Origin of the sequence: Mycobacterium sp. NAZ190054 (assembly GCF_001545925.1) — a bacterium.
In the GTDB taxonomy this organism is placed as follows: Bacteria; Actinomycetota; Actinomycetes; order Mycobacteriales; family Mycobacteriaceae; genus Mycobacterium.
In genome coordinates this window covers 1-15,089 of sequence record NZ_LMVQ01000047.1, presented here as the reverse complement: position 1 = coordinate 15,089, position 15,089 = coordinate 1, and the positions used below count along the sequence as shown (strand labels likewise).

At 69.3% G+C, this 15,089-nt stretch carries 13 protein-coding genes and 1 pseudogene; 7 read left to right on the top strand and 7 right to left on the bottom strand.

Going from position 1 to position 15,089, the window contains the following annotated elements:
* A pseudogene (locus ASJ79_RS04920) lies at window positions 1–225 on the top strand (hypothetical protein); the annotation flags it as partial.
* A gap of 7 nt (window positions 226–232) precedes the next feature.
* On the opposite strand, the gene ASJ79_RS04915 reads toward ASJ79_RS04920, so the two are convergent.
* The 7 genes from ASJ79_RS04915 to ASJ79_RS04885 all read right to left on the bottom strand — a co-directional run bounded on the left by ASJ79_RS04915 (window position 233) and on the right by ASJ79_RS04885 (window position 9,386).
* Window positions 233–823 carry a DUF1707 domain-containing protein gene (locus ASJ79_RS04915; RefSeq protein WP_067953624.1) on the bottom strand — a complete coding sequence of 197 codons (591 nt, stop codon included), beginning with the start codon at window positions 821–823 and terminating at the stop codon, window positions 233–235.
* A 124-nt stretch (window positions 824–947) separates the two neighbouring features.
* On the bottom strand, window positions 948–1,721 hold the full coding sequence (locus tag ASJ79_RS04910; RefSeq protein WP_067953623.1) for an enoyl-CoA hydratase family protein: 774 nt from the start codon (window positions 1,719–1,721) through the stop codon (window positions 948–950).
* On the bottom strand, window positions 1,721–2,878 hold the full coding sequence (locus ASJ79_RS04905; RefSeq protein ID WP_067953622.1) for an acyl-CoA dehydrogenase family protein: 1,158 nt from the start codon (window positions 2,876–2,878) through the stop codon (window positions 1,721–1,723). The genes ASJ79_RS04910 and ASJ79_RS04905 overlap by 1 nt, the downstream gene beginning before the upstream one ends.
* Window positions 2,875–4,845 (bottom strand): biotin carboxylase N-terminal domain-containing protein, encoded by a 1,971-nt coding sequence (locus ASJ79_RS04900; RefSeq protein WP_067953621.1) that lies wholly within the window; start codon window positions 4,843–4,845, stop codon window positions 2,875–2,877. Before ASJ79_RS04900 ends, ASJ79_RS04905 begins: the two co-directional genes overlap by 4 nt.
* Window positions 4,846–4,924: 79 nt before the next feature.
* Window positions 4,925–6,517: an acyl-CoA carboxylase subunit beta gene (locus tag ASJ79_RS04895; RefSeq protein ID WP_067953620.1), complete on the bottom strand. Its 1,593-nt coding sequence runs from the start codon at window positions 6,515–6,517 to the stop codon at window positions 4,925–4,927.
* Window positions 6,514–7,662, bottom strand: coding sequence for an acyl-CoA dehydrogenase family protein (locus ASJ79_RS04890; RefSeq protein ID WP_067953619.1), 1,149 nt, complete (start codon window positions 7,660–7,662; stop codon window positions 6,514–6,516). Before ASJ79_RS04890 ends, ASJ79_RS04895 begins: the two co-directional genes overlap by 4 nt.
* On the bottom strand, window positions 7,659–9,386 hold the full coding sequence (locus tag ASJ79_RS04885; RefSeq protein WP_197420075.1) for an acyclic terpene utilization AtuA family protein: 1,728 nt from the start codon (window positions 9,384–9,386) through the stop codon (window positions 7,659–7,661). The genes ASJ79_RS04890 and ASJ79_RS04885 overlap by 4 nt, the downstream gene beginning before the upstream one ends.
* Before the next feature lie 240 nt (window positions 9,387–9,626).
* On the opposite strand from ASJ79_RS04885, the gene rpmF reads away from it, so the two are divergent.
* From rpmF to ASJ79_RS04855, 6 genes are all read left to right on the top strand, one after another.
* A complete protein-coding gene (gene rpmF / locus ASJ79_RS04880) occupies window positions 9,627–9,800 on the top strand; it encodes a 50S ribosomal protein L32 (protein WP_067953617.1) in 174 nt (57 codons plus the stop codon).
* A gap of 73 nt (window positions 9,801–9,873) precedes the next feature.
* Window positions 9,874–10,563 (top strand): response regulator transcription factor, encoded by a 690-nt coding sequence (locus tag ASJ79_RS04875; RefSeq protein WP_067953625.1) that lies wholly within the window; start codon window positions 9,874–9,876, stop codon window positions 10,561–10,563.
* Window positions 10,563–12,002: a HAMP domain-containing sensor histidine kinase gene (locus ASJ79_RS04870; RefSeq protein ID WP_067953616.1), complete on the top strand. Its 1,440-nt coding sequence runs from the start codon at window positions 10,563–10,565 to the stop codon at window positions 12,000–12,002. The genes ASJ79_RS04875 and ASJ79_RS04870 overlap by 1 nt, the downstream gene beginning before the upstream one ends.
* Window positions 12,003–12,226: 224 nt before the next feature.
* Window positions 12,227–13,588: a S1C family serine protease gene (locus ASJ79_RS04865; protein WP_067953615.1), complete on the top strand. Its 1,362-nt coding sequence runs from the start codon at window positions 12,227–12,229 to the stop codon at window positions 13,586–13,588.
* Between the two features lie 47 nt (window positions 13,589–13,635).
* The gene (locus tag ASJ79_RS04860; protein WP_231750726.1) at window positions 13,636–14,163 is read left to right on the top strand and encodes a molybdenum cofactor biosynthesis protein B; all 528 of its coding nucleotides are present in this window, start codon (window positions 13,636–13,638) and stop codon (window positions 14,161–14,163) included.
* A 718-nt stretch (window positions 14,164–14,881) separates the two neighbouring features.
* The coding region (locus ASJ79_RS04855) for an MspA family porin (protein WP_231750725.1) at window positions 14,882–15,089 on the top strand (208 nt) is incomplete at its 3' end.

Genomic DNA, 15,089 nt, shown 5'->3' with positions numbered 1-15,089 from the left:
TACCCGCCGCACCCGCGGACCATCGCCCACACCGTGCGGGGTTTCGACGAGGTGGCGCGGCTGGGCGCGCAGGTGACGATCTTCCGCCTCGGAAGCGATCCGGGGCTGGCGCGTTTCATCGATCAGGTGGCGCGCCGGGTGGGTGGCCGCGTGGTGGTGCCCGACCTGGACGGCCTGGGCGCCGCGGTGGTGGGTGACTATCTGGGCGCGCGGCGACGCCGGTGACCCGGGACTAGAGTGTGTCGGCCGGTGGCTTGCGCTTCTTGCGCTTGACGCGAACACTGCCGCCGAGCGCGAAGCCTCTGATACGTACCACCGGGGCGCCGGGGGAGCCGTCACCGTCGACGCGGTCGTCGAAACTGCCCATCACGGCGACGCCGCGCGTGTCCACGTTGACCTCCGGCGGGACCAGGATCGTCTGCCCGCCCATGATCGAATAGGACCGGATCTCGACCTCCGGTGAGGTGAAATCGGCGTAGCGCATGTCGACGACGCCACCGCCCCACAATGCGAACATGGTGAGCCGACGCGGCACGTTCCACCGGCCGCGGCGTTCGAAACCGGTCAGGATGGCCAGCAGCACCGTCGACGGCGCCGGCCGGCACGGACCGCCGCGGCCACGCGTGACCGCGCCGGGCAGATCGGACGAGAGCCGGTCCAGTTCGTCCTGGGTCTGGGCGGCATAGGCCTTGCTCAAGCGGGATTCGTACTCGGAGAGGCCGAGTGTGCCGGACGCTGCCGCATCGGTCAGCAGTTGCGCCACCTGAATCCGGTCGGTGTCCCCGGCACGCATCGACCCATTTCGTGAGGCAGGGGTGTTCATCGCGGCCTGTTGCCCTTCATCGACCGCTCCTCGCCCGACGGCTCGCCGTTGCGCACGCGTACATCGCCCACGAGCCTACGACGAACGTCGGCACATGCAAGTGGCTTGACCAAACTGTGAGCTGTCATCCCACCCAGCGCGGCGGGCGCTTCTCCAGGAAGGCGAGCATGCCCTCCCGCGCCTCCTCGGACACGAACAACGCGGCCGACTGTCGCGTCAACTCCTCTGCATGCCGATCGAAGTCGTCGATCAGGGCCGCGGTGGTCAACGCCTTGGACGCGGCCAGGCCCTGCGGCGAACCCTGCGCGATCGCCGACGTCAGTTCGGCGACCGTCGTCGGCACGTCGTTGGTCGCGATCGTGATCAGCCCGATGTCGGCCGCCTCGGCCGCGCCGAACTGCTCGCCGGTGACGAAGTAGCGGCCCGCCGCGCGTGCCGTGATCTTCGGCAGCAGTGTCAGCGAGATGATCGACGGCGCGACACCGATTCTGGCCTCGGTGAGCGCGAACGTGCTCGAGCCACCGGCCACCGCGATGTCACACGCACCGACCAGTCCCAGCCCCCCGGCGCGGACGTGCCCGTCGACCGCGGCGACCACCGGCAGCGGCAGTTCGAGGATCCGTCGCAGCAATCGCGTCATCTCGCGGGCCCGGTCGACCGCCAGTTCGGACGGGTCGCGGCCGGCGGCCTCGCTCAGGTCGGCGCCGGCGCAGAACGTCCGGCCGGTGTGGCCCAGCACGACCGCCCGCACCGCGGGATCGGTCGACGCGCGGGTCAACCCGTCGTGCAACTGCTCGACCAGCGCCGAGGACAGCGCGTTGCGGTTGTGCGGGGAATCCAGCGTGAGCCGTGCCACCGCGCCGTCGCGCTGGTAGGCGACCAGGGCGGGGGCGCTCATCAGTACGACCGGGGGAGGCCCAGCGAGGTCTGCGCCACGAAGTTCAGGATCATCTCCCGGCTGACCGGCGCGATGCGGGCCAGCCTCGATGCGGTGAGCACCGAGGCGATGCCGTACTCCTTGGTCAGCCCGTTGCCGCCCAGCGACTGCACGGCCTGGTCCACGGCGCGCACCGACGCCTCACCCGCGGCGTACTTGGCCATGTTCGCGGCCTCCGCGGCGCCGGCGTCGTCCCCCGAGTCGTACAGCGTCGCGGCCTTCTGCATCATCAGCTTGGCCAATTCGATCTCGATGTGGTTCTGCGCCAACGGATGTGACAGTCCCTGGTGCGCGCCGACCGGGGTCTTCCAGACCTGGCGGGTCTTGACGTAATCGACGGCCTTGCCGATCGCGAACCGGCCCATGCCGACCGCGCTGGCCGCGCCCATGATCCGCTCCGGGTTCAACCCGGCGAACAGCTGGGCGATCGCCGCGTCCTCGGAGCCGACCAGCGCGTCGGCCGGCAGCCGGACCTCGTCAAGGAAGACCTGGAACTGGAACTCCGGGCTGACGATCTCCATCGGGATCTTGGTGTACGTCAAACCCGGTGTGTCGGTGGGGACGACGAACAGCGCGGGCTTGAGGTTGCCCGTCTTGTGGTCTTCTGTCCGGCCCACCACCAGCACCGCCTGCGCCTGGTCGACACCGGAGATGAAGACCTTCTGCCCGGACAGGATCCAGTCGCTGCCGTCGCGTCGCGCGGTGGTGGTGATCTTGTGCGAGTTCGAGCCGGCGTCGGGTTCGGTGATCGCGAACGCCATCGTCAGCGTGCCGTCGGCGATGCCCGGGATCCAGCGCCGCTTCTGCTCCTCGGTGCCGAACTTCGAGATGATGGTGCCGTTGATGGCCGGGGAGACGACCATCATCAGCAGCGCGGAGCCGGCTGCGGCCATCTCCTCCATGACCAGGCTCAGCTCGTACATGCCTGCGCCGCCACCGCCGTACTCCTCGGGGAGGTTCACCCCGATGAAGCCGAGCCGGCCGGCCTCGGACCACAGTTCGTCGGTGTGCTCACCGGCGCGGGCCTTCTCCAGGTAGTAGTCCTGCCCGTAATTGGCGGCCATCGCGGCGACCGCCTTGCGCAGCGCCTGCTGCTCCTCGGTCTCGATGAAACTCATCGCGGATCTCCTTCTCGGCTTTCGACTCGGGCGAGGACGGCGCCGACCTCGACCTGGTGGCCGGGTTCGACGTTGAGTTCGACGAGGACCCCGTCGGCGGGCGCGGTGATGGTGTGCTCCATCTTCATGGCTTCCAGCCAGACCAGCGGCTGCCCGGCGGTCACGGTGTCGCCTGCGGCGGCGCCGACACGCAGCACCGCACCCGGCATCGGGGCCAGCAGTGAGCCGTGCGCGTGTGCGGCCGCCGGATCGGGGAAGCGGGGAAGCGCCCGCAGATGTGCCGATCCGCCGGGCGAGTCGACGAAGACGGAATCACCGTAGCGGGCGACGTCGAACGGCCGGTCCACGCCGGACACGGTGAGCACCACCCGTCGCGCGTCGGCGGACACCGTCGTCACGTCGTCGTGACCGGCGATGGTGACCCCGTCCCGGATGTAGCGGTACCGCACGTCGTGCACCACTCCAGTGTCGTCCTCGAAACTCTTGAACTGGAACCCCGAGGCCAGATTGCGCCAGCCGCTCGGGACCGCCGGGAACGCGGCGGCACGGTCCCGGTTGTGGGCCGCGTCGGCCAGCGCCGCGGCGACGGCGCTCAACGCCACGGTCCGGTCGTCGGCGACCGGGGCGGCCAGCGCCGCCAGTCCGTGGGTGTCGAAAAACGCTGTGTCGGTGGCCCCGTCGAGAAAGGCGGGGTGGCGCAGCACGTTGACCAGCAGGTCCCGGTTGGTGCGGACACCGTGGATGCGGGCGCGGGTCAGCGCGTCCGCCAGCAGCGCGGCGGCCTGCCTGCGGGTCGGCGCGTAAGAGATCACCTTCGCGATCATCGGGTCGTAGAACACCGAGATGACCGCGCCGTCGGCGAGCCCGGAATCCAGGCGTACCCCGGCCCGGTCGATCGGGCCGAATTCGGTGCCCGCGTTGGGGACGTCGAAGTGGTGGACGGTGCCGGGCTGCGGTTGCCAGTCCCTGGCGGGATCCTCGGCGTAGAGCCGCGCCTCGATCGACGCGCCCCGCGGGGACGGCGGGGAGGGGTCGAGTCTGGTGCCGTCGGCGACGGCCAGCTGCAGTTCGACGAGATCCACGCCTGCGGTGAGTTCGGTGACGGGGTGCTCGACCTGCAGGCGGGTGTTCATCTCCAGAAAGAAGAAGTCACCCCGGTCGTCGGCCATGAACTCGACGGTGCCCGCACCGGCGTATCCGATCGCGGTGGCGGCGAGCCGGGCGGCCTCGAACAGCTTGTCCCGCATGCCCGTCACCCGTTCGACGAGCGGAGAAGGCGCTTCCTCCACGATCTTCTGGTGCCGGCGCTGGATCGAGCACTCGCGTTCGCCGACCGCCCAGACGGTGCCGTGCGCGTCGGCCATCACCTGTACTTCGACGTGATGGCCGGCGTCGAGGTAACGCTCGCAGAACACTGTTGGATCCCCGAACGCCGATTGTGCCTCCCGGCGCGCGGCCTCGACCTGCGCGGCCAACTCGGCCAGATCGCGGACCACCCGCATGCCCCGGCCGCCACCTCCGGCGGACGCCTTGACGAGCACCGGCAGCATCTCCGCGGTCACGGTGTCCGGGTCCAGTTCGTCGAGCACGGGTACGCCCGCGGCGGCCATGATCTTCTTCGCCTCGATCTTCGAGCCCATCGCCGCGACCGCGGCGACCGGCGGCCCGATCCAGGTCAGGCCCGCGTCCTGCACCGCCGCAGCGAAATCCGGGTTCTCCGAGAGGAACCCGTAACCCGGGTGGACCGCGTCGGCGCCGGCCGACTGCGCGGCCGCGATGAGCTGGGCCGGGTCCAGGTAGCCGCGGGTGCCCTCCAGGCGCACCCGGGCGTCGGCCTCGGCGACGTGTGGCGCCCCGGCGTCGGGGTCGGTGTACACCGCGACCGTGCCGATGCCCAGGCGGCGACACGTCGCGAACACGCGACGGGCGATCTCTCCGCGGTTGGCGACCAGAACCCGAGTGATCATCGACTCCTCCTGGCGATTTCGGCGTAGTTGGTAGCGCTCAGCGTGACGATGTACGCCGAAATCACCCACACGGGCGGCCTCACATCCGGAAGACGCCGAAGTTCGACGTCCCCTCGACCGGGCCGTTGGCGATGGCCGACAGGCACATCCCGAGAACGGTGCGGGTGTCGCGGGGATCGATCACCCCGTCGTCGTAGAGCCGTCCGGACAGGAACATCGGTAACGACTCCGCTTCGATCTGCGCTTCCACCGCGGCTCGCAACGCGGCGTCGGCGGCCTCGTCGACCGTCTGCCCGCGCGCCTCCGACGCGGCCCGGTTCACGATCGAGAGCACCCCGGCCAACTGCGCACCGCCCATCACCGCGGATTTGGCGCTCGGCCAGGCGAACAGGAACCGGGGGTCGTAGGCCCGCCCGCACATGCCGTAGTGCCCGGCGCCGTAGGAGGCGCCGATGAGCAGCGAGATGTGCGGCACCGTGGAGTTGGAGACGGCGTTGATCATCATCGAGCCGTGCTTGATCATCCCGCCCTCCTCGTAATCCTTGCCCACCATGTAGCCGGTGGTGTTGTGCAGGAACAACAATGGAGTGTTCGAACGGTTGGCCAGCTGGATGAACTGGGTGGCCTTCTGCGACTCGGCGCTGAACAGCACCCCGCGGGCGTTGGCCAGGATGCCGAGCGGGTAGCCGTGCAGCGTGGCCCATCCGGTCACCAGCGAGGACCCGTAGAGCGGCTTGAACTCGTCGAACTCCGAGCCGTCGACGATCCGCGCGATCACCTCCCGCGGATCGAACGGGATGCGCAGATCGGGTGGCACCACACCGATCAACTCGTTCTGGTCGTGCCGTGGCTCGGTGAACGGCCCCGGCGCCGGGCCCTGCTTGCGCCAGTTCAGCCGCGCGACGATCCGCCGGCCGATCCGCAGCGCGTCGAGTTCGTCGACGGCGAAGTAGTCGGCCAGACCCGATGTGCGGGCGTGCATCTCGGCGCCGCCGAGCGATTCGTCGTCGGATTCCTCGCCGGTGGCCATCTTCACCAGCGGCGGGCCGGCCAGGAACACCTTCGACCGTTCCCTGATCATCACGACGTGGTCGGACATGCCGGGGATGTAGGCGCCGCCGGCGGTGGAGTTGCCGAACACCAGCGCGATCGTCGGGATGCCGGCGGCCGACAACCGCGTGAGATCCCGGAACATCTGCCCGCCCGGGATGAAGATCTCCTTCTGGGTGGGCAGGTCGGCGCCGCCGGACTCCACCAGAGAGATCACCGGCAGCCGGTTCTGTAGCGCGATCTGGTTGGCGCGCAGAATCTTCCGCAACGTCCACGGGTTGCTGGTGCCGCCCTTGACGGTCGGGTCGTTGGCCACCACAAGGCATTCGACGCCGCTGACGGCACCGATCCCGACGACCACGCTGGCGCCGACGGTGAAGTCGGTGCCCCACGCGGCCAGCGGGCTCAGCTCCAGGAACGGCGAGTCGGGATCGAGCAGTGCCTCGACGCGTTCCCGGGCGGTCAACTTGCCGCGCGCGTGGTGGCGGGACACGTACTTCTCGCCGCCGCCGGCCAGCGCTTTGGCGTGTTCGGCCTCCAGTTCGGCGAGTTTGGCGGCCATCGCCTCGGCGGCCTCGGTGTACGCGGGGGAGCGGACGTCGAGCGCGGTGGTCAGGCTCATGACTGGAATCCCAGGGTCTTGGCGGCCAGTGAGGTGAGGATCTCGGTGGTGCCCCCGCCGATTCCGAGGATCCGCATGTCGCGGTACTGGCGCTCCACCTCCGACTCGGCCATGTACCCCATGCCGCCGAACAGTTGGACGGCCTGGTTGGCCACCCACTCGCCGGCCTCGACGGCGGTGTTCTTGGCAAAGCACACCTCGGTGATCAGGTTGTCCTCTCCCCGAAGTTGACGTTCCACGAGGTGCCGGGTGTACACCCGGGCGACGTCGATGCGGCGCGCCATCTCGGCGAGCGTGTTCTGCACCGACTGCCGGCTGATCAACGGCTTGCCGAACGTCTCCCGGTTGCGGCACCACTCGACGGTCAGGTCCAGACAGCGCTGCGCGCTCGAATACGCTTGCGCCGCAAGGCCGACCCGCTCGGACACGAACGCACCCGCGATCTGCAGGAAGCCGGTGTCCTCGGCCCCGACCAGGTTGGCGGCCGGCACCCGCACGTCGGTGTAGGACAGTTCGGCGGTGTCCGACGAGCGCCAACCCATCTTGTCCAGCTTGCGGCTGACCTCGAAGCCCGGCGTCCCCTTGTCGACGACGATCAGCGAGATGCCCGCCGCGCCCGGGCCGCCGGTGCGTACGGCGGTGACGACGTAGTCGGCCCGGACACCGGAGGTGATGTAGGTCTTGGCGCCGTTGAGGATGTAGTGGTCACCGTCCCTGACCGCGCGGGTGGTCAGGTGCCCGACGTCGGATCCGCCGCCGGGTTCGGTGATCGCCAGTGCGCCGATCTTCTCCCCGCGCAGCGTGGGCCGCACATAGGTGTCGATGAGACGCTCGTCGCCCGAGGCGATCATGTGCGGCACCGCGATGCCACAGGTGAACAGCGACGCGAACACCCCGCCGGGGGAACCGGCATGGTGCATCTCCTCGCAGATGACGACGGCGTCGGCGCCGTCCCCGCCCTCGCCGCCGGCCGACTCGGGGAAACCGGCCCCGAGCAGCCCGGCCTCGCCCGCCGCGCGATGCAACTCGCGGGGCAGTTCACCGCTTCGCTCCCACTCGTCCACATGGGGCAGCACCTCGCGTTCGGCGAAGGCCCGCACCGTCTTTCGGAGTTCGTCGCGCTCGGGTGTGGTCCAGATGCTCATCGGAGCAGCTCCTCGGGTATGTCGATATGTCGGCTGCGCAGCCATTCGCCGAGCCCTTTGGCCTGTGGATCGAACCGCGCCTGGTAGGCCACGCCCTCGCCGAGGAGGCCGTCGATGACGAAGTTCACCGCACGGAGATCCGGCAGCACGTGGCGCGTCACCGGAAGCCCGGCCGCTTCCGGGAGGAGCTCGCGCAGTTTCTCGACCGTCAGCGCGTGCACCAACCACACCCACTGCTCGTCGGCTCTGTCCGTCGGTCCGCCCGCCCCGGGGGCACGCACCCACACGCCGACGTTGGCGCTGCCACCCTTGTCGCCGCTCCGGGCGCCCGCGATGGTGCCCAGCGGGACCCGCCGTGTCGCACCGAAGTCGCGGGGATCGGGCAGCGGGGGTTCGGGCAGTTCCGCGAGCTGCCGGGTCGCCGTCGGTGCGGGGACGGCGACCCGGGTGCCGTCGGCGTGCACCGCGGTGTGCGGCACCTCGCCGGCGGGGACATGGGCGGCGGTGAACACGCCGTAGACCTGCCCGTCGCCGGGTGGGGCGGTGCTGGTGAAGCCGGGATAGCTCCCGAGCGCCAATTCCACGGCGGCAGAGGAGAACCGGCGTCCGACCAGTTCGGGATCGGGGTCACGCACCACGCATGTCAGCAGCGCGCTGGCGGTCTGCTCGGTGTCGGCGTCGACGTGATCGGTGCGCGCCAGCGTCCATTCCAGCTCGGCGGGTCTGGCCGTCAGGCCGGTTTCCAGTTGGTGGCGAACCAGTTCGGCCTTGGCCTCGATGTCGAGTCCGGTGAGCACGAAGGTGACCTCGTTGCGGAACCCGCCGAGGCTGTTGAGGGAGACCTTCACCGTCGGGGGCGGCGGCTCACCGGTCACCCCGCTGATCCGGACGCGGTCGGTGCCGTCGCTCGACAGCCGGATCGAATCGACGCGCAGGGTGGCGTCGGGATTGGCGTAGCGCGCGCCGCCGATCTCGTAGAGAAGTTGGGCGGTGACGGTGTCCACCGTGACCGCGCCTCCGGTCCCGGGGTGTTTGGTGATCACCGACGAGCCGTCGTCGTCGATCACGGCGATCGGGAAACCGGGACGGGTCAGCGCCGTCAGATCCGGAAAGTCCCGGGCGAAGAACGAGAAGTTGCCGCCGGTGGCCTGCGTGCCGCACTCGATGACGTGCCCGGCCGCGACGGCGCCGGCGATCCGGTCGTGATCGGTGGGCCGCCAACCGAAGTGGGCGGCGGCCGGACCGACGATGACGGACGCGTCGGTCACCCGGCCGGTGACCACCACGTCGGCGCCGGAGTTCAGGCACTCGACGATGCCCCATGCGCCGAGGTAGGCGTTGGCGGTCAGCGGGTTGCCCAGTCCCAGCTGCCCGGCGCGGGCCAGCAGGTCGTCGCCCTCGACGTGTGCCACGGTGACGTCGACACCCAGTTTCTCGGCCAGCGCGCGCACCGCGTCCGCCAGCCCCGCCGGGTTCAGGCCGCCCGCGTTGGCGACGATGCGCACGCCGCGGTCTTTGGCCAGGCCCAGACATTCCTCGAGCTGCCGCAGGAAGGTCTTCGCGTAGCCGCGCTCCGGGTTCTTCATCCGGTCACGGCCGAGGATCAGCATCGTCAGCTCGGCGAGGTAGTCGCCGGTCAGGAAGTCCAGCTCACCGCCGGTGAGCATCTCGCGCATCGCCGACATCCGATCGCCGTAGAAACCCGAACAGTTGCCGATGCGCACGGGCATCCGGGACGGCGCAGTCGTCACGCACACTCCTGACTGTCGACGGGAATCGGCCAACCAACCGGTAGGTTACGGCGTACCGGCGGTATCAAGTCAAGGCGTGGCGGGGCGGGTCCGCCGAGTTTGGAGCCCGCCCAGCTCACCGGCTATCCTGAACGGCAATTGCCGGCGCCCGGCCACATCCTGGCCCGCGGGCAGTGCGAACTGGTACCACCCCCCGATAGATGGAGCTCGATCATGGCTGTGCCGAAGCGCAGGATGTCGCGCGCGAACACCCGTAGCCGGCGCGCGCAGTGGAAGGCCACCCCGACCAACCTGGTCGGCGTCACCGTCGCAGGTCAGCAGCGCAAGGTGCCCCGTCGCCTGCTCAAGGCCGCCCGCCTCGGTCTGATCGACCTCGACCGCCGCTGACGCTCAGCGAACGCGCCTGAAAATGCGGGCGTGCTCTCAGCAAACTCTCAGATGAGAGGTTGAGACTGTGCCCGTGCGCATTCTTGTCGTTGATGACGATCGCGCGGTGCGCGAATCCCTGCGCCGGTCGCTGTCCTTCAACGGATACTCGGTGAAGCTGGCCCAGGACGGCCGCGAAGCTCTCGACGTGATCGCCAGCGATCGGCCCGACGCGGTGGTGCTGGACGTGATGATGCCGAGGCTCGACGGCCTCGAGGTGTGTCGTCAGCTTCGCAGCACCGGGGACGACCTGCCGATCCTCGTGCTGACCGCCCGGGATTCAGTGTCGGAGCGGGTGGCTGGCCTCGACGCGGGAGCCGACGACTATCTGCCCAAACCGTTCGCGCTGGAGGAACTCCTCGCCCGGATGCGGGCGCTGCTGCGTCGCACCACCCCCGACGACGGGAGCGGTGAGTCGGCGGCGATGACCTTCTCGGACCTGTCACTGGACCCGGTGACCCGGGAGGTGACCCGCGGTGAGCGCCCGATCAGCCTGACGCGCACCGAGTTCTCGCTGCTGGAGATGCTGATCGCCAACCCCCGGCGCGTGCTGACCCGCAGCAGGATCCTCGAGGAAGTCTGGGGCTTCGACTTCCCGACCTCGGGCAATGCGCTGGAGGTCTACGTCGGCTACCTGCGCCGCAAGACCGAGGCCGAGGGCGAACCGCGGCTGATCCACACGGTCCGAGGGGTCGGCTACGTGCTGCGCGAGACGCCGCCTTGATGGCAGCCCTCAGGCCCGCGTGGCCAGGGCAGCCGCCGGCACAGCCGCACCCGGCCAGCTCGGTGTCACTGCGGTGGCGGGTGATGCTGCTGGCGATGTCGATGGTGGTGATCTCGGTCGTGCTGATGGCCGTCGCTGTGTACGCCGTGGTCTCACGTGCGCTCTACGACGACATCGACGACCAGTTGCGCAGCCGGGCGCAGATGCTGATCGAGAGCCGCTCGCTCGACGCCGACCCGGGCAAGGCCATCGAGGGCACCGCGTACTCCGACATGAACGCGATGTTCTACATACCGGGCCGGGGCAAGTACACCGCGAACCAGCAGGGGCAGACGCTGCCCGTCGGTCCGCCCGAACAGGACGTGATGGACGGCAAGCTGTGGATGTCGCTGCGCACCGTCGAACACCAACGGGTACTCGCCATCCGCCTCGACAGCGGTAACTCGTTGCTGCTGTCGAAGAGTCTGGCCCCGACGGGGAAGGTGCTCAGCCGGCTCGGGACCGTGCTGCTCATCGTCGGCGGGCTCGGGGTCGCGGTGGCCGCGATCGCCGGCGGCATGGTGGCCAGCGCGGGGCTGCGGCCGGTGGCCCGGCTGACGCAGGCCGCCGAACGCGTCGCGCGCACCGACGACCTACGGCCGATACCCGTGGTCGGCAACGACGAACTCGCCCGCCTCACCGAGTCCTTCAACATGATGCTGCGCGCGCTGGCCGAATCGCGGGAGCGGCAGGCGCGCCTGGTGGCCGACGCGGGCCACGAGTTGCGCACCCCGCTCACGTCGATGCGCACCAACATCGAGCTGCTGATGGAGTCCATGAAGCCGGGAGCTCCGCGCATCCCGGAGGAGGACATGGTCGAGTTGCGCGCCGACGTCATCGCCCAGATCGAGGAGATGTCCACCCTCGTGGGCGATCTGGTGGACCTGACCCGCGGCGACGCCGGGTTCGCGGTGTACGAGACGGTCGAGCTGGCCGAGGTGATCGACCGCTCGCTGGAGCGGGTCCGCCGGCGCCGCAACGACATCGAGTTCGACCTCGCGGTGACGCCGTGGCAGGTCTACGGTGACGCGGCAGGTCTGGGCCGGGCGGTGCTGAACCTGCTCGACAATGCCGCCAAGTGGAGCCCGCCGGGTGCTCACGTCGGTGTCCGGCTGACCCAGATCGACGCCGCGCACGCCGAGTTGGTGGTGTCGGACCTCGGCCCCGGGATCCCGCCCCAGGAACGGGCGCTGGTCTTCGAACGGTTCTTCCGGTCGACGTCGGCACGGGCCATGCCGGGATCGGGACTCGGCCTGGCGATCGTCAAACAGGTGGTGCTCAAACACGGCGGCGCGCTGCGCGTCGACGAGACGGTGCCCGGGGGGCAACCGCCGGGCACGTCCATGCACGTGGTGCTTCCGGGGCGGCCCTCGCCGAGCGGCTCGGACCAGACCGAGTAGTAGAGCGCGACACGCGGGGGTACACGTCCCCGCATGAATCCGGTCACCGATGACGATGATCGAGATGAACGAAGCCGGCGGCGCGCTCGAAAGTTGTCGGAACGGCAATCCTTCTCTAAGCCGATTCTCAGCACGTTTGGGCACCCTGAGCTAACAACGTTCGTTGTTCTTGATGACGAAGTTCCTAGTGACGACACCGACTCCAGGAAGAGCACCGCAGCGACATGACCAACCACCCGAGGTACTCGCCGACCCAGCAGCAGGGGCACCAGTCCGGTTATCCGGGACAGATGGGCCCCGGCCACAACGGCCCGCACACAGGCGCCTACGAGCAGCAGGGCAACGGTGGTTGGGACTGGCGGTACGCCACCGAGCAGCAGCGTCAGGCCTTTCGGACGTCGTATGACCCGTACGCCGGCGCGCCGATGCCCACCGGCCCTGGTCAGTATCCCCGGTCCGGTGGCCCCGGACGGGAAGCCGGGAAGCGGCCCCGCACCGCGGCACTGGCCGCCGGTGCGGTGGTGATAGCGATGATCTCCGGCGGGATCGGCGGCGGGGTCGCGATGCTGGTGCACCCCGACCACAGCGCGGGCGGCATCAGCGCCTCGGGCGCGGCGCCCAGTGTGCCCGCCGCGAGCGCGCCGGCCGGGTCGGTGGAGGCGGTCGCCGCCAAGGTCGTGCCCAGCGTGGTCAAGCTCGAGGTGAACCAGGGCAGGGCCTCGGAGGAGGGGTCAGGGGTGATCCTGTCCTCCGACGGACTGATCCTGACCAACAACCACGTCGTGGCCACCGCCGCGGGCAACGCCGGCGGGACCGGCGGCCGTGCGCAGACCAAGGTGACCTTCTCCGACGGGGCCACGGCCGAGTTCACCGTCATCGGCGTCGACCCCAGCAGCGACATCGCGGTCGTGCGCGCCAGGAACGTGTCCGGCCTGACGCCGATCACCATCGGTTCCTCGGCCGATCTGCGGGTCGGCCAGGACGTGGTGGCCATCGGTTCCCCGCTCGGGCTCGAGGGCACGGTGACCACCGGCATCATCAGCGCGTTGAACCGGCCGGTCGCCGCCGGCGGCGACGCCCGCAACCAGAACACCGTGCTCGACGCCATCCAGACCGACGCGGCGATCAACCCGGGCAACTCCGGCGGCGCTCTGGTCAACATGAACGGCGAACTCGTGGGCATCAACTCCGCGATCGCCACGCTGGGCGCCGACGCGGGCGGACCGCAGGGTGGCTCCATCGGGCTGGGATTCGCGATCCCGGTCGACCAGGCCAAGCGGATCGCCGACGAGATCATCCAGACCGGCTCCGCCTCCCGCGCGTCGCTCGGGGTGCAGGTCGGCAACCAGGCCGGTGTGGACGGCGCCAAGATCGTCGAGGTGACCCCCGGCGGTGCTGCCGAGGCCGCGGGCCTGCCCGGCGGGGTGATCGTCACCAAGCTCGACGACCGGGTGATCAGCAGCGCCGACGCGTTGGTGGCCGCCGTGCGGTCGAAGGCCCCCGGCGACACGGTGACGCTGACCTATCTCGATCCGGCCGGCCAGACACAGTCGGTGGATGTCACCCTCGGCAGGGCCAGCCAGTGAGGCAGCCCGCGCGACCGGATCGCCCCGACCTGCGTGTGGCTACGCCGATGTCCGGGCCGAGATATACGGTTGAGCTCATGGAACAGCCTCATGCGTTGGTCGGTCGTGCGTTGGTCGTTGTCGTCGATGACCGCACCGCCCACGGTGACGAAGAGGATCACAGCGGTCCGCTGGTCACCGAACTGCTCGGCGAGGCGGGGTTCGTCGTCGACGGTGTCGTCGTGGTGTCCTCCGATGAGGTGGAGATCCGCAACGCGCTGAACACCGCCGTGATCGGCGGCGTCGATCTCGTCGTGTCGGTCGGGGGTACCGGGGTGACGCCCCGCGACGTCACCCCCGAATCGACGCGCGACCTTCTCGACCGAGAACTGCTGGGTATCGCCGAGGCGCTGCGGGCCTCCGGGCTGTCGGCCGGGATCATCGACGCCGGCGTCTCCCGGGGCCTGGCGGGTATCTCGGGCAGCACCCTGGTGGTGAACCTCGCCGGCTCCCGCGCCGCGGTCCGCGACGGCATGGCCACCCTCGGGCCGCTGGCCGCGCAGATCATCGCTCAGCTATCCAGTTTGGAGATCTAAGCGGGTTGCTTGACGTGAAGTTTGTCCGGACGGGCGACGCGACGGCGCGCCCGCAGCCCTTGCTGGCTCGAGGCGGGCAGCGTTCTCGTAACCAGGCCCGACCTGCAGTGTTACGGGAGGGTAAACAATGGGCAGCGGCAAACTGTGATCTTGATCACATCAAGATCGGGATGTAGTGCGCGATCGGAAGCGGTCGCGAGACCTAGTTAACAGAGTCTTCGGGGAGTCGTTCCCCGAGGTATCGCCTGATGAGCGCGATCCGGCTTCGCCCGAGGACCACGCCGACCACGATCGGTGGCTGCGCGACAACGTCCCTCCCCACCATGACTGACCTGTGTTTTCGCATCCGCCCCAGCAGGTGCCTTCCGTAACGGACCTGACGCACGCGGCGAATAGCTGAGTGCGGGGTCACAATCCGCGCCGGTTCTTCAGCCTTGTCACGTCGTCGCGGGGCGGGGCACGAGGGGCCGGCGGGGGTTACTCAGCAAACGACGCGCGGCGTGAGGTCCCGATTTGCACCACGGGGGCTACGCGTTGCCGGTCCGATGCCTCCCCGTTATGTTCCTCGTGTCAACGATGAGCGAATCGTAAGAACGGACTGTGAGGTTTTTAATTCTCCTCACATGAAAGTCTTGCGAGGTGTGTGGTGTAGGGATAGCCAGGCACGGACAGAGCGAAGCCCCGCCCCGGGGCTTTGCGCGACAGAGCTAGGGAGAAGATGAAGGTAATCAGTCGGGTGCTGATCGCGATGGTCGCGTCCATCGCGGCTTTGTTCGTGAGCACTGGCACCTCTCACGCAGGGCTGGACAACGAGCTGAGCCTGGTCGACGGCCAGGGTCGGACGTTGACGATCCAGCAGTGGGACACGTTCCTCAATGGTGTTTTTCCGTTGGACCGCAACCGTCTGACCCGTGAGTGGTTCCACT

Bases quoted from the DNA above. Each gene is read 5' to 3' on its own strand.
- ASJ79_RS04915 (WP_067953624.1), bottom strand. From the start codon at position 823: ATGAACACCCCTGCCTCACGAAATGGGTCGATGCGTGCCGGGGACACC.
- ASJ79_RS04910 (WP_067953623.1), bottom strand. From the start codon at position 1,721: ATGAGCGCCCCCGCCCTGGTCGCCTACCAGCGCGACGGCGCGGTGGCA.
- ASJ79_RS04905 (WP_067953622.1), bottom strand. From the start codon at position 2,878: ATGAGTTTCATCGAGACCGAGGAGCAGCAGGCGCTGCGCAAGGCGGTC.
- ASJ79_RS04900 (WP_067953621.1), bottom strand. From the start codon at position 4,845: ATGATCACTCGGGTTCTGGTCGCCAACCGCGGAGAGATCGCCCGTCGC.
- ASJ79_RS04895 (WP_067953620.1), bottom strand. From the start codon at position 6,517: ATGAGCCTGACCACCGCGCTCGACGTCCGCTCCCCCGCGTACACCGAG.
- ASJ79_RS04890 (WP_067953619.1), bottom strand. From the start codon at position 7,662: ATGAGCATCTGGACCACACCCGAGCGCGACGAACTCCGAAAGACGGTG.
- rpmF (WP_067953617.1), top strand. From the start codon at position 9,627: ATGGCTGTGCCGAAGCGCAGGATGTCGCGCGCGAACACCCGTAGCCGG.
- ASJ79_RS04870 (WP_067953616.1), top strand. From the start codon at position 10,563: ATGGCAGCCCTCAGGCCCGCGTGGCCAGGGCAGCCGCCGGCACAGCCG.
- ASJ79_RS04865 (WP_067953615.1), top strand. From the start codon at position 12,227: ATGACCAACCACCCGAGGTACTCGCCGACCCAGCAGCAGGGGCACCAG.
- ASJ79_RS04860 (WP_231750726.1), top strand. From the start codon at position 13,636: ATGTCCGGGCCGAGATATACGGTTGAGCTCATGGAACAGCCTCATGCG.